25 protein-coding genes are annotated in these 24,918 nt (G+C 41.9%); 18 read left to right on the top strand and 7 right to left on the bottom strand.

What is annotated here, in order from left to right; translation table 11 throughout:
- Positions 1-6 precede the first annotated feature (6 nt).
- Genes H9L23_RS07950 through H9L23_RS07935 form a run of 4 tightly spaced genes read left to right on the top strand, consistent with a single transcriptional unit; the run spans position 7 to position 3,815 of the window.
- Complete coding sequence (locus tag H9L23_RS07950) at positions 7-843, top strand: phytoene/squalene synthase family protein (RefSeq protein ID WP_187594455.1); 837 nt, start codon at positions 7-9, stop codon at positions 841-843.
- A 34-nt stretch (positions 844-877) separates the two neighbouring features.
- Entirely contained in the window at positions 878-1,024 is a 147-nt protein-coding gene (locus H9L23_RS07945; RefSeq protein ID WP_187594454.1) for a DUF2256 domain-containing protein, read from the top strand.
- A gap of 37 nt (positions 1,025-1,061) precedes the next feature.
- The gene (locus tag H9L23_RS07940; protein ID WP_187594453.1) at positions 1,062-2,210 is read left to right on the top strand and encodes an FAD-binding domain-containing protein; all 1,149 of its coding nucleotides are present in this window, start codon (positions 1,062-1,064) and stop codon (positions 2,208-2,210) included.
- Positions 2,211-2,264: 54 nt separating this feature from the next.
- On the top strand, positions 2,265-3,815 hold the full coding sequence (locus tag H9L23_RS07935) for a cryptochrome/photolyase family protein (RefSeq protein ID WP_246474883.1): 1,551 nt from the start codon (positions 2,265-2,267) through the stop codon (positions 3,813-3,815).
- Positions 3,816-3,920: 105 nt separating this feature from the next.
- Here the strand turns inward: H9L23_RS07935 and H9L23_RS07930 are convergent, their stop codons facing one another.
- The 4 genes from H9L23_RS07930 to H9L23_RS07915 all read right to left on the bottom strand — a co-directional run bounded on the left by H9L23_RS07930 (position 3,921) and on the right by H9L23_RS07915 (position 8,704).
- Positions 3,921-4,166 (bottom strand): DUF3253 domain-containing protein, encoded by a 246-nt coding sequence (locus tag H9L23_RS07930; protein WP_187594452.1) that lies wholly within the window; start codon positions 4,164-4,166, stop codon positions 3,921-3,923.
- Positions 4,167-4,176: 10 nt separating this feature from the next.
- Positions 4,177-4,863, bottom strand: a complete 687-nt coding sequence (locus tag H9L23_RS07925; protein ID WP_223191052.1) for a hypothetical protein — start codon at positions 4,861-4,863, stop codon at positions 4,177-4,179.
- A 344-nt stretch (positions 4,864-5,207) separates the two neighbouring features.
- Positions 5,208-5,861 (bottom strand): hypothetical protein, encoded by a 654-nt coding sequence (locus H9L23_RS07920; protein WP_187594450.1) that lies wholly within the window; start codon positions 5,859-5,861, stop codon positions 5,208-5,210.
- 446 nt (positions 5,862-6,307) lie between these two features.
- A complete protein-coding gene (locus H9L23_RS07915) occupies positions 6,308-8,704 on the bottom strand; it encodes a sensor histidine kinase (RefSeq protein WP_246474882.1) in 2,397 nt (798 codons plus the stop codon).
- Positions 8,705-9,215: 511 nt separating this feature from the next.
- On the opposite strand from H9L23_RS07915, the gene H9L23_RS07910 reads away from it, so the two are divergent.
- On the top strand, positions 9,216-11,588 hold the full coding sequence (locus tag H9L23_RS07910; RefSeq protein WP_187594448.1) for a phosphoketolase family protein: 2,373 nt from the start codon (positions 9,216-9,218) through the stop codon (positions 11,586-11,588).
- 86 nt (positions 11,589-11,674) lie between these two features.
- On the opposite strand, the gene H9L23_RS07905 is transcribed toward H9L23_RS07910, so the two are convergent.
- The gene (locus tag H9L23_RS07905) at positions 11,675-12,391 is read right to left on the bottom strand and encodes a DUF92 domain-containing protein (RefSeq protein WP_187594447.1); all 717 of its coding nucleotides are present in this window, start codon (positions 12,389-12,391) and stop codon (positions 11,675-11,677) included.
- Between the two features lie 305 nt (positions 12,392-12,696).
- On the opposite strand from H9L23_RS07905, the gene H9L23_RS07900 reads away from it, so the two are divergent.
- The 8 genes from H9L23_RS07900 to H9L23_RS07865 all read left to right on the top strand — a co-directional run bounded on the left by H9L23_RS07900 (position 12,697) and on the right by H9L23_RS07865 (position 17,859).
- Complete coding sequence (locus H9L23_RS07900) at positions 12,697-13,530, top strand: XAC2610-related protein (RefSeq protein ID WP_187594446.1); 834 nt, start codon at positions 12,697-12,699, stop codon at positions 13,528-13,530.
- Between the two features lie 112 nt (positions 13,531-13,642).
- The gene (locus H9L23_RS07895) at positions 13,643-14,515 is read left to right on the top strand and encodes an AraC family transcriptional regulator (protein WP_187594445.1); all 873 of its coding nucleotides are present in this window, start codon (positions 13,643-13,645) and stop codon (positions 14,513-14,515) included.
- 61 nt (positions 14,516-14,576) lie between these two features.
- A complete protein-coding gene (locus tag H9L23_RS07890) occupies positions 14,577-14,969 on the top strand; it encodes a nuclear transport factor 2 family protein (protein WP_187594444.1) in 393 nt (130 codons plus the stop codon).
- Between the two features lie 444 nt (positions 14,970-15,413).
- Complete coding sequence (locus tag H9L23_RS27175) at positions 15,414-15,674, top strand: hypothetical protein (RefSeq protein WP_187594443.1); 261 nt, start codon at positions 15,414-15,416, stop codon at positions 15,672-15,674.
- A gap of 57 nt (positions 15,675-15,731) precedes the next feature.
- Positions 15,732-16,109 carry a hypothetical protein gene (locus H9L23_RS07880; RefSeq protein ID WP_187594442.1) on the top strand — a complete coding sequence of 126 codons (378 nt, stop codon included), beginning with the start codon at positions 15,732-15,734 and terminating at the stop codon, positions 16,107-16,109.
- 21 nt (positions 16,110-16,130) lie between these two features.
- Complete coding sequence (locus H9L23_RS07875; RefSeq protein WP_187591635.1) at positions 16,131-16,649, top strand: helix-turn-helix domain-containing protein; 519 nt, start codon at positions 16,131-16,133, stop codon at positions 16,647-16,649.
- Positions 16,586-17,491 carry an IS3 family transposase gene (locus tag H9L23_RS07870; protein WP_187595431.1) on the top strand — a complete coding sequence of 302 codons (906 nt, stop codon included), beginning with the start codon at positions 16,586-16,588 and terminating at the stop codon, positions 17,489-17,491. Before H9L23_RS07875 ends, H9L23_RS07870 begins: the two co-directional genes overlap by 64 nt.
- A complete protein-coding gene (locus tag H9L23_RS07865) occupies positions 17,479-17,859 on the top strand; it encodes a hypothetical protein (RefSeq protein ID WP_187594441.1) in 381 nt (126 codons plus the stop codon). The genes H9L23_RS07870 and H9L23_RS07865 overlap by 13 nt, the downstream gene beginning before the upstream one ends.
- 8 nt (positions 17,860-17,867) lie before the next feature.
- On the opposite strand, the gene H9L23_RS07860 is transcribed toward H9L23_RS07865, so the two are convergent.
- The gene (locus tag H9L23_RS07860) at positions 17,868-18,602 is read right to left on the bottom strand and encodes a Cthe_2314 family HEPN domain-containing protein (protein ID WP_187594440.1); all 735 of its coding nucleotides are present in this window, start codon (positions 18,600-18,602) and stop codon (positions 17,868-17,870) included.
- A gap of 189 nt (positions 18,603-18,791) precedes the next feature.
- Between H9L23_RS07860 and H9L23_RS07855 the strand changes: the two genes are divergently transcribed.
- The 3 genes from H9L23_RS07855 (at position 18,792) to H9L23_RS07845 (ending at position 21,705) form a co-directional block, all read left to right on the top strand.
- Positions 18,792-19,565: a hypothetical protein gene (locus tag H9L23_RS07855; RefSeq protein ID WP_187594439.1), complete on the top strand. Its 774-nt coding sequence runs from the start codon at positions 18,792-18,794 to the stop codon at positions 19,563-19,565.
- A gap of 155 nt (positions 19,566-19,720) precedes the next feature.
- Positions 19,721-20,596, top strand: coding sequence for a hypothetical protein (locus tag H9L23_RS07850; protein WP_187594438.1), 876 nt, complete (start codon positions 19,721-19,723; stop codon positions 20,594-20,596).
- A 14-nt stretch (positions 20,597-20,610) separates the two neighbouring features.
- The gene (locus H9L23_RS07845) at positions 20,611-21,705 is read left to right on the top strand and encodes a DUF2971 domain-containing protein (protein WP_187594437.1); all 1,095 of its coding nucleotides are present in this window, start codon (positions 20,611-20,613) and stop codon (positions 21,703-21,705) included.
- Positions 21,706-21,749: 44 nt separating this feature from the next.
- Here the strand turns inward: H9L23_RS07845 and H9L23_RS07840 are convergent, their stop codons facing one another.
- Positions 21,750-22,505: an RteC domain-containing protein gene (locus H9L23_RS07840; RefSeq protein ID WP_187594436.1), complete on the bottom strand. Its 756-nt coding sequence runs from the start codon at positions 22,503-22,505 to the stop codon at positions 21,750-21,752.
- A gap of 182 nt (positions 22,506-22,687) precedes the next feature.
- Between H9L23_RS07840 and H9L23_RS07835 the strand changes: the two genes are divergently transcribed.
- Both H9L23_RS07835 and H9L23_RS07830 read left to right on the top strand, forming a co-directional pair.
- Positions 22,688-23,341, top strand: a complete 654-nt coding sequence (locus H9L23_RS07835; protein WP_187594435.1) for a Crp/Fnr family transcriptional regulator — start codon at positions 22,688-22,690, stop codon at positions 23,339-23,341.
- A 443-nt stretch (positions 23,342-23,784) separates the two neighbouring features.
- Positions 23,785-24,903: a hypothetical protein gene (locus H9L23_RS07830; RefSeq protein ID WP_187594434.1), complete on the top strand. Its 1,119-nt coding sequence runs from the start codon at positions 23,785-23,787 to the stop codon at positions 24,901-24,903.
- The last annotated feature ends 15 nt before the right edge of the window (positions 24,904-24,918 follow it).

Raw genomic sequence — 24,918 nt, 5'->3', positions numbered from 1 at the left:
ACCCACATGAAAATTATCTTTGATAAAGTATCTGCACAATGCAGTAAAATCGTTACCAAAAATTACAGCACCAGTTTTTCGCTTGGCATCCAGTTCCTGAATAAAAAACATCGCGATCCAATATATGCGATATACGGTTTTGTAAGGCTTGCCGACGAAATCGTAGATAGCTTCCATAATTATGATAAAGCGTTGCTGCTCTGCAGATTTAAAAGAGACACATTTGAGGCCATCAAAGACCAGATCAGCCTTAACCCAATCCTTAATGCATTCCAGCAGGTTGTAAATAAATATAAAGTAAAGATAGAGCTCATCGAACTTTTTCTGGAAAGCATGCGAATGGATCTCGGAAAGGAAATTTACACAGAAGAAAAATATGAACGTTATATACTGGGCTCGGCACAGGTTGTAGGCTTAATGTGCCTGCACGTATTTGTAGAGGGCGATACAGAAAGTTATGAACAGTTGAAGAATCCGGCCATGAAATTAGGTTCGGCCTTTCAAAAAGTCAATTTTTTAAGGGACGTTAATGCAGATTTTTACCAGCTGGGCCGGAACTACTTTCCCGGGGTAAATTTGGCTAAGTTTTCAATTGATGAAAAACTTGCCATAGAAAAGGAGATCGCAGCAGAATTCAGGGAAGCGCTCGACGGAATAAAACAGCTGCCAAAATCATCCCGAAAGGGCGTATATCTCGCCTACATTTATTACGAAGAGCTCTTTGAGAAAATCAAGAAAAAAACTGCAGAACAGATCATGGGCGAACGGATCAGGATTTCGAATGCGAAAAAATTTGCACTCATGTTTGGTTCAGTGGTGAGGAGCAGCTATAACGGAATATAAAAGTAAAGACAAACATTGCCTTTAAACATCCGATATGAAAGCCATAAAAAAGCAAAACCTGCCATCAAAAATCTGCCTGGTATGTAACAGACCCTTCAACTGGCGAAAAAAATGGGCAAAGGTGTGGGCTGATGTAAAATACTGCAGCGATAAATGCAGGAACAACAAATCAGCATCATAAATTACTGACAAAAGAAAAATTAACCAAGCGATAGCAAATGAGCGAAACAAAATTCCCTACCGATTATAGCGAGATTTTGAAAAGGATCGAAGATCTGGACCCCTTGCAATATGCAAAAACGAGAAATTTTATAAATGGTGCAGTGAGTTATCTCTCTCCGTATATCTCCAGAGGAGTAGTGAGCCTGAAGCAGATCCAGCAGGAAATTTCAAAAAAAGGATTTGGACTAGATAGGGCCGAAAAGTTTTTGCAGGAGCTCGCCTGGCGCGAATATTACCAGCGTATCTGGCAGGAAAAAAAAGAGCTCATTTGGAAAGATTTGCAGCGGCCCCAACCCGATGTTGAGGAACATGATATGATATTATCGATACTGAAATCGCAGACAGGCATAAGCGCAGTCGATAACGGAATAGGGCTCCTGTACAAAACGGGTTACATGCACAACCACATCAGGATGTATGTTGCCTCTATTGCATGCAACATCGGTAAAACCCACTGGAGCACGCCATCAAAATGGCTATACTATCACCTGCTTGATGGAGATATCGCAAGCAACAATGCCAGCTGGCAATGGGTTTCAGGAGCATTCTCCCAAAAAAAGTACTACTGTAATCAGGAGAATATCAACAACTATACGCAAAGCAATCAGAAAGGCACTTTTTTGGATAAAACCTATGAAGAGCTCCCGCTCATCTCCATACCCGATGTGCTGAAGGGCAGAACAAAACTGCAGTTAAAAACCATTCTCCCAGAAACTGTTTTACCAGAAATAGACATTTACAAGCCGACGATAATTTACAACAGCTACAACCTTGATCCCAACTGGAGAAAAAGTGATAAAGCCAACCGTATACTCCTGCTGGAACCCTCACACTTCTCAAAATACCCTGTAAGCGAAAATGTAATCGCTTTTTTAACAGGGCTTTCCAGAAATATTCCCGGAATCAAGATTTTCAGCGGTGAGCTTTGTGAAATAGCATTACTTTACAAAGAGAGCACAATACCGGCAGAGGAAAGGTTTATTTCAAAAGAACATCCGGCATTCAACCATTATCCGGGCATAAAGGACAGTTATGAGTGGATGTTCCCCGAAGTTACAGGAGAATATCCTTCTTTCTTTAAATACTGGAAATTGTGCAGGCCCTATCTTGAAAAAGATAGGTTAAGTGCTATGGAAAATCAATAAAAATCTGACCGGCAATAACAGCCAAACAAAAGGAACCGACTTCTCCTGATAAAGATGATGAAGAAAAAATACAAGATACTAAGGCTAATCCTGGGCGATCAGCTCAACCTGCAACATTCATGGTTTTCTCAAAGCACCCCCGACATACTTCATGTACTGATGGAAGTAAAAGCAGAGACGGATTATGTATGGCACCATATTCAAAAAGCATGTGCTTTTTTCGCTGCAATGGAGAATTTCGCTGAAACGCTTAATGATAAAGGATTTGAAATCCTGTATCTCCATCTGGATGATCCAGAGAACCACCAGAATTTTTCAGGCAACTTAGCTGCGCTCATCCAAAAATTTGAAATCGAAGAATTTCAGTACCAATTACCCGATGAGTACCGCCTGGACCACGAAATCGAGCGCTTTTGCAATGGTCTGCAGATTAAATACCGCGCTTTTGATACCGAACATTTTTTCACCAGCAGAGCAGAACTGGGCCTTTTTTTTTCGGACAAAAAAGAAATGGTGATGGAAAACTTTTACCGGCACATGCGTTTAAAACACCACGTTTTACTTGATGAAAGTGATGACCCTCAGGGCGGAAAATGGAATTTTGATGCTGAAAATCGAAAAAAACTCCCCAAAAATCATAAACCAAATCCGCCCTTGCTATTTGAGAACGATGTTAGCAAACAATTCAATAAGATCAGAGACGCCGGAATCAGAACGATAGGCAACATCGACCCTGCACATCTGCCCTGGCCGCTTAACAGGACGCAGTCTTTGAAACTTCTGCAGTATTTCTGCGAAAACTGCCTGCAACTATTCGGGACTTTCCAGGATGCCATGCATACCGGAGAATGGTCCCTTTACCATTCCCGCCTATCCTTTAGCCTGAATACTAAAATGATTTCACCAGTTGAGGTGATCAGTACAGCAATTGACTACCGGCGAAACAACAAAAAAGCGGTAGCAATAAACCAGATCGAAGGATTTATAAGGCAAATTTTGGGCTGGCGGGAATACATGAGGGGCGTATACTGGATGAAGATGCCCGGGTTCGGAAAACTGAACTATTTCAATCATCAAAAAAAACTTCCAGAGTGGTACTGGACAGGCAAGACGAAGATGAACTGCTTAAAACATTCCATAACTCAATCACTCGATTTTTCGTATGCCCATCATATACAACGTCTGATGATCACCGGAAATTTCGCACTGCTCGCAGGGATAAATCCTGATGATCTGGATTTCTGGTATCTCGGCATTTACATAGATGCCTTACAATGGGTTGAAATTACCAACACCAGGGGCATGAGCCAATATGCCGATGGAGGACTCATAGGTTCAAAACCCTACACGGCATCGGCCAACTATATCCATAAAATGAGTAATTACTGCGATAGCTGCAAATATGATCGCAGTGATAAAACCGGTGAAAATTCCTGCCCCTTCAATAGCATGTATTGGGACTTCCATGTCAGGAACAGAGAAAAGCTTGAGCATAACCATAGGCTGTTAATGGTTTACAGGATCTGGGACAACATGGACGCTCAGCTTAAATCTTCAGTATTAGATAGGGCAAAATATTATCTTGAAAACCTGAATGAGTTATGATATCAGGAGGCAAAAAACTAGCCGTCTCAGAAATAAATTATCAAAAAAACCGTAAAGGCCGTCATAAAAACAAATAAACATGACAAAAAACCGAATCAGTCTGGGTCAGATCATCTTAATGCGTATAGGTCCTTTAATGTGATTTACATCTACAGGTATCCCCTTTTGCGTGATCACTACTTTATGTTGGTTATGCAGGTCAATTGCAGCATTAACTACATCGCCCATACGCTTACGCCAATCAGATGGAAACAACATGCGGGCAATCTCCGATGGACAGGTGCTTTTTTCAGAGCCACGTTGAGTAGCAGTAGTTAAGATGGCTGCTGATATATCCGGGGATTGTTGCATAGTGTTTAAATTACATACTATGAATTGAATGTTTCCGGTTTTTCAAACCACTATGGATAACGAAGGCAAGTATAATAATACTCACCGCATAACAGGTGTAAACAATGTTCTTACCACTAGGATTAGTATTATTGGAAACAGAAATAGCCATTAATGCCCAGATCCCCACCACTGCAAATTCGCGCAGGTTTCTGGTATAAACCATCATGATATTAACTAATCCTGCTGTGCAGATCATGATAATAGCCCATCCGGCATTAGAAATACCCCATCCCTGCCAACCAATTTTAGTCAGATAAGCAGAAATATTTGCTATAAAAGCTACAGTAATCCATCCCGAATACAACGCAAAAGGCCAGTAGATGAAAAGATATTCTTTCAACGGATGAGCATCCAGCTCCATGCGGGTATTTACAACAATTTTTAGCAAAGAAAAAAGAAGAACACCCATAATCATAACCGAAATACCGGTATAATCATATAACCAGGCAACTACCCAAAGGGAATTCGCCAAACAAGACAGTACAAACCACCAGCCAATTTTTGTTAAGACGCCGGATTTGTCCGGATTTTTCTTACCATTAATTCCTGTATAAATAACAAAACCAAGCAACCCAAGATAAATAAGACCCCATATTGAAAATGCATAGCCAGCCGGCGTAAAATAATTGAAATACCTATCGGAAACCGTTTTCATACTATTGCCATTTAACAGTCCGGCATTGGACAGGTAGTTGACGGCAATTGTTAAGATTAAAGAAAATCCATTGGCAAAAGGAAGAATTTTTTTCGCGTTGTTCATAGTAAGATTATATAATTAGCCTATAAAGTGGAAAATCCAGTTGAAATGCATAATAATTATATGCTCAACACGCCTGGCACAGGATTGTTTGTCATGCACAACACAATCCATCCTACCTATATGCTTACCCTCAGTCTACCTTACTTTTCACTTACCACCACTCATATCCCTAACTGTAACATACAAAATGAATATTTTTATCCAGACATCATCCTGGCAGAAAGGTAAAGGGATCATCTTTAATTTGTGGAAGATAAAGACATATTAAGTTTATGGTCGGGAGTTTTGCCAAAATGAAGGGTGTACCATTCAATGAATTTAGGAGATTTAAACTGGTCATTCCCGTTCACAGCCCTAATGAACCGCTTTGCAGATTTAGTCCCGTCTTCTCCTTTCATGGCCTGATAAAGAACATAATCTACTATAATTTTATCATCTGGCTTCGGTCCTTTGTAAGCCAGTATTGCACCATCTTTTCCAATGATGAACGGTGCCGGATCGCTAATAGACAAAATCTTACGGAATTCGGCCGACGAAGCATCATCACCCAGCCTATTTGTGTTTGATAAGGTATCTGAACCGACATATAGATTGGAGAAAACTACATCTGGATATTTAGCAAAACGTTCTTTCAGCTGTTGATATGATTTTTCTTGATGAGTTGATAATTTCTTATTTCCCAAAACGTATAGATAGACTGTCTTGCCTTTGTACAAATTACCGAATGATTGACCTCTTCCTTCCGCATCTATGATTTTTACATCAGAAATATGAGTTCCGGTGTAATCATTGTAATCTTTAACCAATAATTTGGCGATCCCTTTCACCATCATCGTACAGGAACTACATAAAACGCAAAGGGTAAAAATAAAAAGGTAAGTGGTTTTTTTCATCGTTTTAAAATTTGTTTGGTACTGCCAGGACATATCTGTTTAATGTTTGCAGGAAAGACGATAAGAATTGATTAGAGGTTGCATTAATAACAAAAGAATTTATTTGACCTACCTAAACAACACTTAACATAATGACTTACAGTGTTTTGTGTTTTTTTTCCAGAGAAGTGTGGTCAATCTCTCCCGGTTTATCCATATACAATATAGACCGGTTTTACCGAAACATAGTTTATATTATAAAGCCTGTCAACAAATATTCGCAAGCAAAAAAAGTTTAAGTAAAATTATAAAAGCCATACCTGATTATGATAATCAGCATTCAGACTAAAAAAACATTTGAAAGGGATACATCCCCTCAACATCTATTTGGCGGGGTATGGCTTTTTCTATCCTGCTTTCTATTTAAATTTGTTTTCCAACAATTCCGGCCCTGTATGCTATCACGCTTACTCACCATTGGCAATAGGAAGACTAAAATAAAATGTTGAACCTTGATCCAGTTCACTTTCAACCCATATTTTCCCACTATGCCTGTGAATGATCTCGGCACACAGGTATAATCCGATGCCGAACCCCGCAATGGTACTTGTTTGTAAACTCTGCACCCTGTAATAACGTTCAAAAAGCCTTGGTACATCATGGGCATGGATTCCCATGCCATTATCTTTTACACTCAGCACAACCAGATCTCCTTTTAAAGTGCAGTTGATTTCAATTGAGGTGCCGGATGGAGAATATTTTACTGCATTACTCAAGAGGTTGTTAATTACATGTTCAATCTTGTCTTCATCAGCGTGAACCAGGGTGGCTGTACAATGATTAAAAACAAAACTGTGCGTTGAAACCAGGGTATGGTATTCTTCCACAAGCCGGGAAGTAATATCTGCGATATCAAACTTTTTCCTGGCCAGTTGTATTTTTCCAGATTCAAGTCGCGATATACTCAAAAAACCATTAATCATGGTGGTCATTTTTTTAAGCTGGGTCTGTATTTTATCCAGAACAGGTTTTCCATCATAGCTGCTGCCTTGCCTCGTTTTAAGGTCAAGAAGCTGAACATAACCCGATATCGAAGTAAGTGGGGTCTTTAGTTCGTGGCTTACCATGGCGATAAAATCATTTTTCCGGATCTCATCCTCTTTCTGCGAGGTTACGTCCATAACAACGGCATATATCCTTTCGTTCACTCCATCAGCACCCTGATAAACTTTACCAACAACGCGCATCCACCGCCGCTCACCTGTGGAAAGGTTGCGTATAGCATAGGTGCTATCTACTGGAGCTCCATGATTAATGGCATTTTCCAGGACGAGGTTTACTTCATTTAAAAACTCTGGTTCTACTGAGTCTAGTAACATTCCCCATGAAATATCACCTTGCTGGGGAAGTCCGTAAAGGTGCCGGTATGTGGGTGACATCTCCGCCCTTCCTGTCTTTAGGTCAAGGCTACAGCTTCCCAATCCGCCCGCATCAAAGGCCGTTTTAAGATTTTCTTCACTTTCCAATAATTTCAGATTTGCATCTGAAAGCTGTTCATTGGAAAATATAAGTGCCTTATTGATATACTCGATTTCCAGCAAGCGCTGTTTCTCCTCAGTTACATCTATTCCAGAAAATATGAATCCGTTAAAAGACTGTGTACTGTCAAATCTGGGTATTCCCTTTATCCTGAGCCACCGGTATTCATTTTCTTTGTTCTGCAGTCTGAATTCATTTGTAAACTCCTGTTTGTTTTCAAGTCCATGAAGGAACTTTGCCGTAACCGCTTTCCTATCATCGGGATGGACAAATTCATCCCAGCTAAGCTGCTTTAAGTTATCACGTGCCCAACCTGTCATATCTGCCCAGGAGGCATTGAGATATTCGAGCGCCCCATGCTCATCTGTTAGCGATATAAATATATCGCTACCTTCCGCCATATTCCGAAAACGCTCTTCACTCTCCAAAATAGCCTGTTGTGCAAGAATCTGCGGGGTAACATCAATTGCAATCCCGAGTACTCCTGTCACTTCACCATCATCGTAAAGGGCGCGATAAATCACATCGTAATATCCTGTTTCACTTATGCCATTGCGCTCAAGAATTACTTTTTCCCCATGTAGTTCCAGGGGTTTTCCTGTCCTGTAAACCCCATACAGGACATCAACAACAGGCTGACCTATTATTTCAGGCACACCCTGAAAAAGTGTTTTTCCGATAATATCACGGTCCTTACCCAGAAACCTGAGCATCGAATCGTTAACGATCTCAAAAGTCATATCTTCTCCCCTGAATACCTGCATGGCTACCGGACTATGCTCAATAAGATTCCTGTATTTGCGTTCACTCTGTTCAAGCTCGAGCGTACGTTTCGCCACCTCCGATTCGAGTGAAAGGTTCATCACCTGCAGGGTATCATGTGCAGCACTAAGACGCCTGTTTACTAAATCCAGTTCCCTTAAACTTTCCTCCCTGTCAGCACGGCTCTGTTTTGCTTCGGCCCGGCTCATGATCTCCCCGGTAACGTTTTTTACCGACTGTATGATATAGGAAAGTGACCCGGTATCATCAAACACGGGTACGTGCAGGGGTTCCCAGTAGCGTACGATGAAAGTTCCCGGAATCGAACGGTCAGGAACATCGTAACGCTGTACCGGCATAGCATGCTGCTTTCCCGTAGCTATCACTTTCCTGAGCGAAGATAAAATATTTTTGACCCCATCTGCGCCTTCCAAATCCGGATTACCTGGAAAGGCATCAAAGATATAACTACCGGCAATTGTATCTCTCCGCGTTCCGGTAGCCTCCAGAAAAAGATCACTTGCTGTAAGGATATACAGATTTGGAGATAAGATCATAAACATAGCAGGTGCTGTTTCAAACGCCCTGAGTGTGTCCAAAGAAGGACTATTATTTTGCCCCATTAATTCTCTAAGTGAAAATACCCACGTGTAAATATAAAAAGATGTATCCTATTATCCTTAGCGTGTTTACACCCAGGAAGAATGAAAAACTTTAAAACAGATAAATTGTTTGTAAAAACTTAGCATTCAGGTAATAAATCTTGATTCCTCACCATTCTATATTTCTATAAAAAAAGGTAAAGAAAGCCTTTCCTGTTAATGGTTTTGAAATGCTTAGTGTGTAACAACTGATTTTTGATATTCTTTTCCAGGTGCTGATTCTGCACCTATGGGTGTATTCTTTACTGGCATGAAATTCGGGAATCGACGGAAAGTTAATAAGATAACATAAGAAATTTTCGTCTATAATTTTTTGATGCGATATTCATGAAAAGACACAAAAAAACATGACTTAATGCGAAAAACAATCGCGACCTTTAATCACTACTGCTATCAACCTATTAATAACATTATGAATAACAATGAATTATCATCCGAAACCCTGGCCGGACTGGACGCCTATTGGCGTGCATCAAATTATTTAGCTGTAGGGCAGATATATCTTAGGGCAAACCCGTTATTGAAAGAGCCCTTGCAATCAGAACATATAAAGCGGGTTTTACTAGGCCACTGGGGTACTACACCTGGTCAGAATTTTATATACACCCATCTTAACAGGATCATTAAAAAGCATGACCTGAATATGTTTTATATCTCCGGACCTGGCCATGGAGGCCCGGCGATGGTTGCGCAAACTTATCTGGAAGGAACTTATTCGGAAATCTACCCCGAAATATCACAGGATGAAAAGGGAATGACCAAACTATTCAAACAGTTTTCGTTCCCTGGCGGGATTCCCAGCCATGTTTCTCCCGAATGTCCGGGCTCCATGCATGAAGGTGGCGAACTTGGCTATTCGCTCAGTCATGCATTTGGTGCTGTTTTTGATAACCCGGGACTCATCGTTTCCTGTGTAGTTGGCGATGGGGAGGCAGAAACCGGTCCGCTGGCTACAGCCTGGCATTCTAACAAATTCCTTAATCCGATTACAGACGGTGTGGTTTTACCTATTTTACATCTAAATGGCTACAAAATTGCTAATCCTGCAGTCCTGGCAAGGATCCCTGAGGAAGAATTGAAAGATCTTTTTAAGGGCTACGGCTGGAAACCCTATCTGCTTTCAGGCGATGAGCCTTCTACCATGCACCATCAAATGGCCAATGTGCTTGACCAGGTGATGGCAGATATAAATGAAATTAAAGAGCAGGCGCAAAACGGTAATATAACACGGCCATGCTGGCCAATGATTATTTTACGGACACCGAAAGGATGGACGGGACCGAAAGTGGTAGACGGCCTACAAGTAGAAGGATCATTCCGGGCACATCAGGTACCGCTTTCAGATCCCGCCCATTCGCCGGAACATCTTGCAGCACTGGAAAAGTGGTTGCTTAGCTACAAACCTAATGAACTTTTCGATGAAAATGGCAGGCTCCTCCCGGAACTGGCTGCACTGGCTCCTGTGAACGAACGGAGGATGGGCGCTAATCCACACACCAATGGCGGCATTTTGCTTAAAAATCTTCATATACCCGATTTCCGGGAATATGCCATTGACATTCAGCAAAAAGGTATAACCGGACAGGGTGATACGTTGATTTTGAGCAGTTTTATCAGGGATGTGATTAAATTGAACATGGAATCGAGAAACTTTAGACTGTTTGGTCCAGATGAAACACTTTCCAATAAGTTAAATGCTGTTTTCGAGGTAACCAACAGGCAATGGAATGCCCTTAAAGAGGAAAATGATGACTTTTTAGCAAACGATGGCAGGGTGATGGAAATGCTCAGTGAACACCAGTGCGAAGGCTGGCTCGAAGGATATTTACTAACCGGACGGCATGGCCTGTTTAACTGTTACGAAGCATTTATACACATTATCGACTCGATGTTTAACCAACACGCCAAGTGGCTAAAGGTTACGGCAGGATTACCATGGAGAAGAAAACTTGCATCCCTGAACATACTGCTCGCATCGCACGTTTGGCGACAAGACCATAATGGTTTTACCCATCAGGATCCGGGTTTCATTGATCATGTGATTAATAAAAAAGCTTCTGTTGTCCGTGTTTATCTTCCACCTGATGCCAATTGCCTGTTATCGGTAATGGACCACTGTTTGCGTAGTAGGCATTATGTAAATGTAGTAATTGCTGGCAAACACCCTTCACCACAATGGCTTTCTATTGATGAGGCCACTATACATTGTACTAAAGGTATTGGCATCTGGCCATGGGCCAGCAGCGATGCGGGACAGGAACCTGACCTGGTTATGGCCTGCGCAGGTGATGTGCCTACTCTGGAAATACTTGCTGCAGTAGAAATTTTGAAAAAACATATTCCTGAGTTAAAAATCAGGGTTGTAAATGTGGTCGACCTAATGAAACTTCAACCAGAATCAGAGCATCCACACGGATTGAACGATGAAGAATTTGATTCATTATTTACTTCGAACAAACCCGTTATTTTCTCTTTTCATGCTTACCCATGGCTTATCCATCGCCTTACTTATCGCCGTACCAATCATCATAATATCCATGTGCGCGGATATAAAGAAGAAGGCACCATTACCACACCATTTGATATGACGGTACTGAACGAAACGGACAGGTTCAACCTGGTTATGGACGCACTGAAACGTTTGCCTCAATTAGGGAATAAAAGTGCCTATTTAAAACAGGAAATGGAAGACCAGCTCATCAAACATAAATTATATATCCGTGAACATGGTATTGATATGCCTGAGATCAGAGACTGGAAATGGGGAACTGATCTTTTCAAATAATACCTCAAAAGCGGTTAATAATACTAATTATCTAAAAATATTCAACGATAACCAATAATGGCCAGAATATTCATTCTGGCCATTTATCATAGAAAAAGTAATATCAGGACGACCATCACCCCCATTGCAGCCAACGTATTCAAAAAATTGACCACATCATTCCCGATCATCCCCCTGCGCTCGAGCACTGCCCCCAATACAGAATCAGTGAGATTCCCTACCGTTCCTGCCAATACAATAAATAAAAAGCTAATGTCCCATCCACATCCCAGCGCATAAATGCCCGCAATAATACCGCTGCCACCAATACCGATCAGGGTTCCTTCCAGACTAATCACCCCATCCATCCCGCAACTGTCGGGCCTGAACGAAATAACATTAAAAAACCGTCTTCCATAAACCATACCCAGCTCTGAGGATAAGGTATCAGCTGTAGCCGAGGCAAAAGCTGCTGCCATAGCCGGAAGCATCAGATAATCGAGCCGTGGATAACATAGAATCAGGATACCTGCAACGGCAGCTGCTCCGGCATTGGCCAGTACCTGAAGGGCATTACGGCCTTTACCTGTTTCCTCTCTAAGCGCAAAAGCTTGTTTTTTATGCTTCTGCCAGGAAGTGGCGAAAGAACCCAGGATGAAAAAGGTTGTCATCATCGCAAAACCCGTGTAACCTGCAGCACTAAAAATAATAACTGCCAGTATCCCGCCTGTAAAGGCAGCCGTAACGGTCAGCTTTCTTGCCAGTATGCTGTAGACCATACCTGAAATAATGATGATAGGCAAAAGGATGCCGTTACTAAACATACTACAAATATATCTGAATTATATTTGTGCAAAAGCACATGAAAAATATTAAATCAGTGACAAGTTATCAAGAAACCTGATCAGGAAAACCAAATGGGATAATATTGTAAGCATAGCTATATTTACTACGGAATTTAGTATTGCCAAGAGACCCAATAAAGATATGTTGCGGGTATTTTATTTCCCGGATTCGGGAAATAAAAAAATTAGATTATAATTTTATATCTTCATTGATGAGGTTAGCTATACTGTAACATCCCATAAAGTAGCGGTATCAAAAGTCTAATAAATTAAAACCGAAAAGCATGAAATTTAATTATGTGGCCTGTATCATCCTTTTGCTCTTTTTTTCACGGGCGAGGGCCCAGCCTTACCTTCTGAAATCCACCGACAGCGGGAAAAATTTTCAGTTGAAAATCTATTATGGGACCGAAGGAAAAGGGGCGTTTGTGCAGTACGTTGGACAAAAAGGCATTATCCCTCTTAGGATAAGAACAATGGATATCAAAAAAAATAACGAAAATAATATTTCAACTGTTTACTATAGGTGGGATGAGCTGATTGACGGAAAAATTACCGGAAATTATAGCCTCAGTGAAACAAGCAGAAACATTTCAGGAGCAGTTTATAAACGCGCTAAAGACGGAAAGATATTTAATCTTGAACAGACTGCAGGTGGCTCCCCTGATAACAGACAGGAAGACAGATTATTCATCAACCATATCCTGATAACTTTTAGCCATCATGAAAATACTGCACTAACATTTACATATCAGGACGGGCATAAGGAAACTTTACAGCTTGAAAGCTTTGATAATCCACAGCAAATTAGGCGGAGCCATATAGCCGACTACAATTTTGACGGGTATGATGATGTAGGATTTTCCATCCCGGATGCTGGCATGGGCGTCTATCGGACTTTTACAATCTTTCTTTATGATCCGGGATCAAAACGTTTTAAAAAGCTTAAAGAACCAGCCAGTAACAATGCGAATTGCATCGGGTTCTGTGATGTGACCATTGACAAAAAAAACAGGCTCCTTTCTACCTCATGCCGTGGCGGGGCAAGGTGGTGGAGCGAGATTTATCGGTTTGATAAAGCGAATAAACTGATATGGGTACGCTCGAAAAAAGAGTAGTAATGGCAGTATTGTATTTTACATTTAAATAATACCGGGCTACTACCCGATTTATCACTGGTTTCTTCAGCATATAAGCCATTTTCAGCACCTGATTCTATATTATTACTTTATGAGCAAAAAGAAAGCTCCCATCCCCATTTACACTTTAAACACGCTAAAACATACAGATATCTATCTGCGGCCACTGCATGACTATATTAACAGTCGCCCTCCACTTGAAACCGCGCACAGCGACAGCTATTACATATTTATTTTTCAGCAATCGGGAGAAAGCCATATAATGGTAGATTTCGAAGCAGTTTCTTTAATTGGTCCCTGTGGTTATTTTATCATTCCTGGTCAGGTTCACCATTTTATAGCCTCCAGGAACACCACTGGTTGGATCTTGGCAGCTGAACCTCTGTTAATCGATCAAAATTATCGGGATTTAGCAGAAAAGGAATATGGGAATCAAAAACCAATGGGATTAGAAGGCTCAATCAATTACACATTCGGGAACTGTCTGAAGTCCTTATCAGATTTGCTTGCAAATAGAATGGATGGTCACCTTCAGGTATCACTTTTATCACACATGGTATCGGTATGCGCCGGGCTCTTCATTTCAACTCTACCGAAGGGAAACGATCAGCCACACCCATCTCGCAGTCTTTACCTCAACCAACAGTTCCGGGTATTGCTTAAATCTCACTTCAATATTGAAAAGAAGCCATCAGGATACGCCGGTTTGCTTAATGTATCGCCCAGCTACCTCAACGAGTGTGTAAAATCTGTCTCCGGCAGGCCTGTCAGTTATTGGATAAATCAACAGATTGTGCTTGAAGCCAAAAGACTCCTGGCTTACAGCAAGCTTGATGTAAAAGAAATCGCTTATAAGCTTGGCTATTTGGATGACACTTATTTTATACGTTTATTTAAAAGGTCGAGTGGTGTCTCTCCGGCAGCATTTAGGAAAGCAACCCTATTTAGTCCAGCTTTTACCTGATTCATTACTTATTTTGAACTGTGTTTAGGAACTAATTTTGTATCAACAAATCCTAAAAAAAATGAACAGTTACAAAGAATTGATCAGAAATGCCTTCAAGGCAGTTGTAGAGAATCCAACCTATGACCCGACTACCATCGAAAAATACTTCAGCCGTGATTACCGTCAACATGTTGACGGGGAAGAGCTGGATTTCGATAATTTTTGCAAACATATGAAAGCGCAGAAACTCGCTATCAAATATTCCCTGATTGATTTTCAGACCATGGTGGAAGAAGGTAATATCATCTTTACGAATCACGCTGTCAAAATTCAGACGAATGAAGACCGGCATGCACTTATCCATGTGATAGCTGAATTCAGGGTTAATGATGGTAAGATAACCTATTGCAATGAATTGACTCGTCTCGTTAGTGGTGATGAGCGTGAACGCGACCTGGGTTCCCGCCGGTAAGGTACATAAGTGATTGAAAATATCCGACTCAGAAAATCTACAATGATAGAAATAAGATTTTGGTGCTGGAACAGGTGCTAAATAGGTTGATATTTATAGCACCAAACTGATATGGAATAAAAACAAAAAACCCTCTAATCAATTGATTTAGAGGGTTTTTGACGGATTTTGAATCCTTGTTTCGTCGGGATGGCAGGACGAAAAACTCCCATATAATAAATTGATTATCAGTATTTTAAACCTATATATTTCTAGTGGTGCCATAATAAGGGATTGCCATTTTTGGCCCACTTTTCAGCTTGCAAAACCGCATTTTTACCAGGGCATTTTCCCAAGTCTAAAACTGTTTTAACTGAGGTAAAGTTAATCAAAATAATGCATTTTGAGCTAAATATTTCATCCGTTTTTTGAATCTTAGTAAGACAAAAACTTGGTTTAAAGACAATGGGTAACTACATTATGATTTCAATGAAACTGGTTCTTCATCACTTTTGCCGAAATACCCAAAAAGGGAAACAAAGCAGCTGGAACGCGTTTGCGCAAGGCCTATCAGGAAATCATAGTTTTGAGCCAGCCGGAATAGCTGAAGTAACTAAGCTTAAAAAGAAAGTAATAAAAACAGATAAGCTGTTTTGGGAAATGATAGTCCTGCTTCTATTTGGAGCAGGGCTTTTTTGTTTGTTGTGGAGTCCTAAAAAAGGTTGAATAAGCTTCAATGACATGAATGAGAGGCAAATCCACTTATTTTGGTATTTTTAGTTTATGTTTGATAAAGAAGAATATAGGAAAACCCTAAAAGACATGTCGCCTAACCTGAGCGACGATTTTATTGATCGTCAGATCGAGATCAAAGCCAAAAACCATGCTACACTGAAGAGGGGACCCAATGTGGTGCACCTAGATTATTATGGTGGCATTATTTCTGATGGCGAGATCGTGCAGATCGAAGAAATCCTCAGCCGGAATGGCCTTGAACTGAGCAGGTATGATAAAAGCGGCGTTATCTATGGAAACCTTCAAGATTTTTCCCTTCAGATAGCCATTGCATTCGGACCAACCCTTGTGGTAACATTGATGCAGAGTGCAGTTTGGGATGCTATTAAAGCAGTCACCAGGATTACACTGCCCCCAAAAAGTTAGACACTTTATGGGGGCATTTTTATGAGTAGAAAAATTAAATACGGTTTAGAGTTAAAATTACTGTTGGTAAAACAGGCGATCAATGGAGAAGGTTCGGTTCGTGCTATTGCTAAGGAAAACCAGATTAACCATACGATTTTGGATAAATGGGTTAGTTTTTATAAAGCCTATGGAATTGAAGGATTACAATTGCAGCCACGTCAATACGATGGCGATTTTAAGTTAACAGTAATAGAAACATTAAGAACTGAAGGCTTATCTTTATACCAGGCCTGCATCAGATTCAAACTTCCTTCAGTCAGTATGCTCAGCAATTGGCAAAAGAAGTATGAAAGTGAAGGTGTGGGGGCACTTTTCAAATCATGTAGGGAAAAATTTATGGATGCACCCGATAAAAAATCTAAAAAGAATAATCCTAAACAAACCAGGGAGCAGGAGTTGGAAAAGGAAAACAATTTTTTGCGTGCCGAAAATGAATATCTAAAAAAGTTGTATGCCTTAATTCAGAAGGAAGAAGCAGAGAAAAAGAAAAAGCGCTGATCATCCAGGGATTAAGGCAGAAACACGATCTTAAAATGTTGCTACAGGCAGCAGATATGGCTAGGAGTACGTTCTATTACCACATCCAGAAAAATAAAAAAGCAGATAAATACGATCATCTTAAAATACAGATCAAGAACTTATATGACCAGCATAAGGGCAGATTAGGGTATAGACGGATGGTCTATGCCCTAAGGGAGCTGGGCTTTCATCTCAATGATAAAACAGTTCTGCGCCTCATGAAGTCGATGGGGCTGAAAAGTGTGATCAGGGTAAAGAAATATAAAACCTATAGGGGGCAGTTCGGTAAAGTGGCCGAGAATGTATTGCAGCGTAACTTTAGAGCAGATAGGCCTTTCCAAAAATGGGCAACAGATGTTACAGAGTTTAAAGTAGGCGTACAAAAGTTATATCTTTCGCCTATAATAGATCTTTTTAATGGTGAGATAATAAGTTACAAATTGTCGGAAAGGCCGAATTTTAAGCAAGTAACAGAAATGATCAAAGAAGCTTTTATACGCATACCCAAGCAACAAACAGCGCTTATCTTACATTCCGATCAGGGATGGCAGTACCAAATGAAGGCGTACCAAAAGCTCCTTCAGGAAAAAGCTGTTATACAGAGCATGTCAAGGAAGGGAAATTGCCTGGACAATGCAGTCATTGAAAACTTTTTTGGAACTATAAAATCCGAACTGTTTTACCTGAAAAAATATCAAACCATAGAAGAACTAAAAATGGAAATCAAATCTTACATAAGCTATTATAATAACGACAGGATCAGACTTAACTTAAAAGGAATGAGTCCGGTAAAGTACCGAACTCAAATGTGGAAAAATTAAATTATTTTTGTCCAAACTTCTGGGGGCAGTCCAGGATCAGTTGGGAGGCAGTCCGTTCAAAACTGATCAGGAAGTCGGCAACTGGAGAACTACATACCCCAAATTTTGGGCTCAGGATAATCTTTGAGAACAATCAGGTAAAAGAATTTCAACTTCCGGCAGGTCTGAGTCCTACAGATTACGATAAAGCCATGGACAAACTTTTCGATTTTATTTCCAGACAAAAAGAAATACCTACCCAGCCCCAAGCTATGGCCGACACCATGAAATTCGACACAGAATCAACAGAATGGGGAAAGGTGGATGTAATTGCGGCAATGAAGGCACTGGCTGAGGGGCGCAGAAGCCAAAATGGCCCAACCGAATAAAATAGAGCCTAAATACCACTTATCTTCTGAGGCAATAATATTTTCAAAGTGTCGAGCAATCCCGCGAGTGCGACAAAGGTAGATTCCATGTTATCCCTGATAACAGATGATTTCACAAAATTATGGTTTGCAGAGCCATAAATCAGGCTGTCACCGGTGTGGTCAATCGTGCTACGCGAGTCAGGATAATTGATCGGTGTACGGTGCGTAAAGCTGTTGCGGTATTCAGTGGTCACCTCTGTCAGTACATTAAAATCCGTTATGGCCTTTAAAACTGCCTGATCTGGAATTTTGGCCAAAACGTTTTTAAAAAACAGTTTTGCCACGTCGAACCCCATCGAATAATACACATTTAAAAGCTGCCCAATGGTATCTTTTACCGTTGAAAAATGATAATAAAATATTTCAGCATATTGATCAAACTGTATTCTGTTGATATAATGTTCATGTTCGAAGGCACTTTCATCGTCCGGAAAGCCGCGCATATAATGTACCATGGCATTGTGGTAAGTACGGGAAAGCATGCCGTTCCTGTTCAGCAACACACGGTCCCAATATTGTAGATGGTCATCCCGGTGAACCTCCTTGATACCCTTTTTCATCGATATCAGAGCAGTCATCGGGTATTCCGACATATAGCCGAAAGCATGTAAATCAGGGTTGATATTGTAAATCTCCCGCAGCTCATCCCTACTTGGATACCGATAATCGGAGGCTTTTATTCTAATGGTCTTTCTGGGCATAATTATCGCGTTTTAGTGTTTAAATATAGTATCATTCCATTAAAAACCACATTATAAAATATCCCACGTATGTTTAAAACACCAAACTTTCCGCCATTGACTTGCAGCATCATGTTTGCACTGATGGTGCAAAACCTTTTTTGAGTATCAAAACCTCCTTTGCTATCTTTGAAAATCTAAATTTATTTTATGAACCCTTTTTATGATATCAGTGAGAATACTGAGCTTCCTGAAGACTCACTGAAATTGAGAAACCTCGGCACACAACAAGTATCGATGATTACTGGAACAAGGAGCCGGGGTGGCTGGGGTGAACGGGATAGCTACAGCAGTAAACGTTATTATACCGAAGTTACTGCAGCAGATTATGATAGAGCTTTCGTCACGAAAATCCTCTACACCAGGCCTTCCTATAATATCGACAAGCTATTGGACCACCATTTTCATCATTACCTCCAAAAGACCGGAACAGCCGGTGAACTCTTCATCAGGCACATGCGCTTTGAGGTAAAGGACTTACTCATCGCAAGGAACCCATCAAATGCCTATCTCGAACTTTTTCAGGAATGGCTTGACCAGATTGAACCTAAAAAAAACCATAAAATTATCCCGCAAAATATCACCAACAACAACATCACGGTGGGCAACATCAATGCCCCGACGCAGTTACAGCAGGATTCTGTTCACTCCAATCAGACCCAGCACAATAAAATCAAAAAAGACGAGCTGTCGCAAGTGCTTGAGCTGATCAGACTGGACATCAAAAACATGGATGAACAGATCCGCAAAGATTTCGATATGGAACTTACCTATGCTGCCACGAAGTTGCAGAGAGAAAGAGATATCCAACCGCAATTGATCAATCTTGGGGGATTAATAAAAGATGTGGGTGTCAACCTTTTTACCAGTCTCATATCCGCACCGATTTACGACAGCATCAAGCCATTACTTGGCCTGGGCTAACCAATTAGATTACCAGTCAAACTAACTTCTGTCATGTATCAATCCTGTTAGGGCTCGTCGTGGAGATCCTGCGCAGCAGATCGCAGCTAGAGCCCGGGGCGCAGGCAACAGCAAAAAAACTATTACATTAAGTGCATTAACCAATACATTAATCAATGGGTAAAACAGGAACCTGTCAGCTATGTAAAAAGGAAACGGTGCTGGAATTGAGCCACCTGATACCCAAATTTATTTTCCGGTGGATCAAGGAAACCGGAACAGGCTACATGCGAACTAGCGATAACTTTAATAAAAGGATCCAGGATGGCTTCAAAGAATACTTTCTTTGTGCCAATTGCGAGGATCTTTTCAGTAGCGACGAAAACTATTTTGCCAAAAATATCTTTCTGCCTGTGGTGAAAGCTGATACTAAAGTACTGGAATACGATCACCGGTTTTATCGCTGTGTAGTTTCCATATTCTGGCGCGTGCTAAAGCATAAGATCTTAGCGGAGGAAAAAGATCAGATCTTCTACCCCGTCTTATGTGCCCTGGAAGAGAAGTGGAGGTTAGGATTACTAAATCCAGAATGGAAACCGCAAGATAACAGGCTACACTTGTTATCCGGAGTGGATGTTGTAGAGGTTATAGAGGATGATCCTGTCGAAGTTCCCGAGCTCATGATACAATATATGGGCAGGATGGTAGATGCCGGGATCGCAGATTCAGATACAAAATGTATGCTATTTCTGAAAATGCCGCGATTTTTGTTTATTTATGAAATCTTTGGTTTCGACCAGGTTGATTTCATCCGAACATGCATCAATCCAAAAGGTGGCCACTATGACCGGAATTCTGCAAAAATAACAGACACCGATGTTGGCGGCTTCTTTCTGGAACGGGTAAAAATGGTCGAAAAAATGTTTAATGACATGTCTCCGTTCCAGAGAGAAAAGATCCAGAATTTCACGGACCAGAAACGTAGTGAGGTGCAGGATAAAGATCTCGGAAAAATCCTCGGTTATACACAGAAAAAGTCAAATAAAACCTAATTTTAAATTAACAGATGCCGACACGGAAACTTTATAAATACAGGTCACTTAGCCATTTCCTTTATAAGGAACTTGACTATCAGGAACTTTATTTTGCATCCTGCACAGAACTGAACGATCCGTTGGACCTGCGTACTCAGGTCGAATTTATGCTGGAAGATAAAGAACACATCTCCGCACTGACCCATTTTCTTTTCCGGGAATCAATTGTACTATCGGAAAGCGGTGATGAAACCATCCTGTCAAATACCAGGAAAGTTGTTGCCTTCTGCCAGGACAGGCCCAAAATGGACAATTTCGAAAAAGAATTGGCAGAAAGGTTCACCAAGGCTGGCAAGGACGGTGGATTTATATATGAAGACCAGGCACGTGCACTGACCATGGAAATGGTAAAAAAACAGCATTTCGACTTCAAACTTCACGTAAACGCCTGTTTCGACCGCATCAACCAATTGATAAAAAGATTTCTCTTAAACAGTTACACCAGTTGTTTTTCGAGCGATCCCCTTGCTTTTCTGATGTGGTCCCATTATGCAGGAAGCCACTATGGGATCTGCCTAGAATTTACATTGACAAAAAATGGCAAGTTCCCATTTGAGGAAATGGGAAGACGAAAATTCCTAGAGGGAGGGTACGGCCGTGACCTGGCAAAAGGACAGATTGAAACTATTTCATACGGAGAAAACATCTGGCCGGTCAACTACCATGATGAGGAAAGATGTATCAATTTCTTTGATTTTGCCCCGGTCTTTCTTAACCCTGACGATATCGACCTGCAGCAACTATCTAAATCGCGCTGGCATGGCTTCGCAGACCATTTACAAAATGTTTTTGCCACAAAGAAAAAGACATGGGAGTATGAGAACGAGTGGCGCATTATTGAAGTAAATTTCGCAGGAGAGAAACAGCCGGAAGAGCGGATCAGGCATTATCCTATTGAAGCGCTGACGGGCATTTATTTCGGCACTAATACCCCTGAGCGGGACAAAAAACGGATCTATAAGCTTATGAAAAATAAAGGACATTTGTTAAACTACTGGGAATGCAAACTTTCGAACAGTCAAAAACTTATCTCCCAGCCCTGGGAGGTTCCTGACGAATGGGAATAATTTAGCTTTAGCAATCTATGGCAATTAAGTAAGCCTATTTATGGTCAGGCCGAGTGTTCGCAGAACGCGAGGCCCCCGGGCCGTCCAAAGGACGGCCGCCAATGGATTCCATCAGCTACCCCGGCCTGCCCATTATTGAACTGTCCACTTAATACCAGCGCATATCCCAGTTCTGCCAGATTCACGCTATCCCCGGTCCACTTCAACTCTACCGCCTCTGATCCCGGAACATAAGCCATCGCAGGATTCCTTGCCAGGTAATCCAGCCTTTCAAAAATCCATTCCTTCAACAAACCATAAGCCCGGAACTGTGAAAACAGGTAATCCGCTGGCGTAGAAAACGTCCTGTCAAAATCCGAAATATCCCCAACCAGTAACCCATTACATTCGGAAGAACGCAGGAAATACTCGCTGTCCAGCTCAGCCGCTCCCAGACGGTAATATTCATACGCCAGTGGATGTGACAGAAAAAAGCGCTCCACATAAGCCAGTTCGGCCAGTAAATAAAGCCGCTGCGCTTCCGCATCCCTGTCAGGCATATTCCGTTCGAGCGTATAGCGCTGGATCACAAAAATCTGCTGGCAGTAAAAATCGGGTTTGATGTGCTTAAAAAAATAAACCTCGTCTTCCTCAGTTTCAAAACTATGCTCCACACATAACATGCGGAGTTTCAACAAAGCAGCCCTGATCGGTTTGAGTGAAGATTTCATTTTTTCGAGCGGATCGCCCACCTGGTAGTCAATAGCGTGGAGCTCATCCATAAGCTGCGCCAAAGCGCGCACTGAAAATTCCTTAATCATAGATAATCGGTCTTAGTGAACAAAAAGCGCACGGCCCCTGGCCATGCATTCAGTCCGCAACACAAAAATGAATGCCCAACTGATCAAAATTATTCCGATATTCATTTCTGTATCCCGTCTGACAAGACAAATCTATTTCCTGGATTTAAGAAAAAAGTTGGTTTGAATCACAATCGAACCACATGGAAAACACCCAAAGCGAGGCTACCGAACTGCTTGCTGCATTTTCATTTATTACCCCCATTTCGCAGCCTTTCCAGCAGCGGCTCGCCGAGCAGCTCATCACCGCTAAATTCCCCAGGCGCCACATCCTGCTTCGCCCGGGAGAAACTGCCCGAAACATCTATTTCATCAGAGAAGGTTTCCTGCGAGCCTATTTCCTTGACCGGGACGGCCGCGAATGTACCACCTGGTTCATGGGCAAATATGACCTGATGATATCAGTATACAGCTTTTTCACCCAAAAACCCGCATACGAATACATCGAAGTCCTGCAGGATTCCACCCTGCAATCCATCACTTACCTGCAACTCCAGAGCTATTATGCAGACTTCCGCGAAGGTAACCTGATCGGTAGATCAATGATGGAACGCTATTATATCATGAGCGAGGAAAGAGCAATCTTCTTGCGCTGTAAAACCCCATCCGAGCGCTACGAGCAACTGCTCAAAACCTATCCTGATATCACCCAAAAAACCACCCAGATTATCATCGCCTCCTACCTCGGCATTGGCCGCGAAACGCTCAACAGGCTAAACGCCCAAAGACTAAAAAGTGATCCTGAGCACAAAAACGGTGTCAGAGATGAGCAGTCCAGGCACCCTGAAAAAACATAAAATCAAATATTCCACTATGTAAATCAGCTAACCAAATCAAAAACCATCATGAAAAACTTTAACCTCAAACCCCGTCTAAAGCAACCACTTTTTGCAAACCATGGATCCCTGTCCTGCTTATTACAGGTCCTTACATATCATTTTTTGATATACCTGGTATTTTCACTTGGTTCATGCAAAAAGCCTGATCCCAGCCCTCTGCCCGGCGATAAAACAAATGAACATGAACGGTTATCTGTTTCTAAACAGGAAGCCATACGCTTTATAGAAAACAGTATCACCACCGCCAAACAAAATCCTGCGGATAGTTCCAACCGTTTCCTGAGTAATTTACATCCCGATTATAACAAACTCTACCATAGAAAAACTCCGGCACAGATTCCTGGAACCTTGCCATTAACGGTTCGCCTATTTACCACGGTCAGAAGCTTGGTTACCGCAAAATGCGCATCTTCCTTGATGCTGCAACCAAACAGATATCGGCCGAAATCATCGAGGTACTTCCGGACCCGATAGCCCTGCAACTCGGAAAAATCAAAAACCTCCAATCCTTCACCGGAAAAGTCTTCCGCTACGACCTTGGCTACAGGTTTAAAGGCGGCTCCATAATATCAGCCGGAAAAACCACCGGCGAAATCCGACCTGGGCCTGCCCCTATGAGCGATCTTTTGATGGGCAAACTCCAAAACCCAAACTTAAAAGGTTCCAGTCCCAAAGATCCCCTGATGTTAATCACCGAATCCTGCGGCTGGAGCCAGGAATGGTACATCGACGGCGAAGGTGGCCTTACCATCCACAGCTACATGAGCTGCTCCTATAATTTCTATCAGGACATGATGTGGAGCATCAGCGACGACTTTGGTGGAGGTGGCGGCGGAGGGGAATATTATTATGAATACGGCAGCGGCGGTTCTGGCAGTACAGGTCCGGTAAACCCGGCGGTTCCCGAACCCTCCAACCTTCCCATGGAGGATGCCAAACCCGTGGACCCCAAAAAAATGATGGACTGCTTTTCATTGATCACTACACCAAATGCTGCCTTTACCGTAAGGGTTCTGGTCCTCGAACCCTTTGCCGGCACCAGCTTCAATGTCGGCCCGAACAGTTTCGGTCATGTAGCGATCCAGCTCTCCAAAACCGGTAACGGCCAGACCATTACCCAGACCATGGGACTTTATCCAACCGGTACAGGCATTGACAAACTGGAGTCAAGGGGCCAGATCCTGGACAATGGCGACATGCGTTACGAACTCAGCGCCACCTATGCGGTAACCGGCGAGACATTCGGTAAACTCATCAATTACATTTCTGGCGAACGGAAGGACTACCATTTTACCGACTTCAATTGCGCCAGCTACGTCTACCAGGCCGGCCAGGCAGCAGGTATCCCCATTCCAAACCCCATTACCCCTGTCGGCATCTCAGGCCCCGGCGGCGCAGGTTTTGCCGATACCCCGGCTGGTATGGCGGCGGCCCTGCGCGAACAGAAATTCAAAAACCCTGCGATGGACCTCAACCAGGGAGGGGGAACAATCGGCCCAAGCAAAGGTCCATGTAAATAACATAAACAAATAACC

This window comes from Pedobacter roseus, assembly GCF_014395225.1.
Lineage (GTDB): Bacteria > Bacteroidota > Bacteroidia > Sphingobacteriales > Sphingobacteriaceae > Pedobacter > Pedobacter roseus.
Note: the sequence above shows the minus strand (reverse complement) of the source record. Positions and strands in the feature narration are given on the sequence as shown.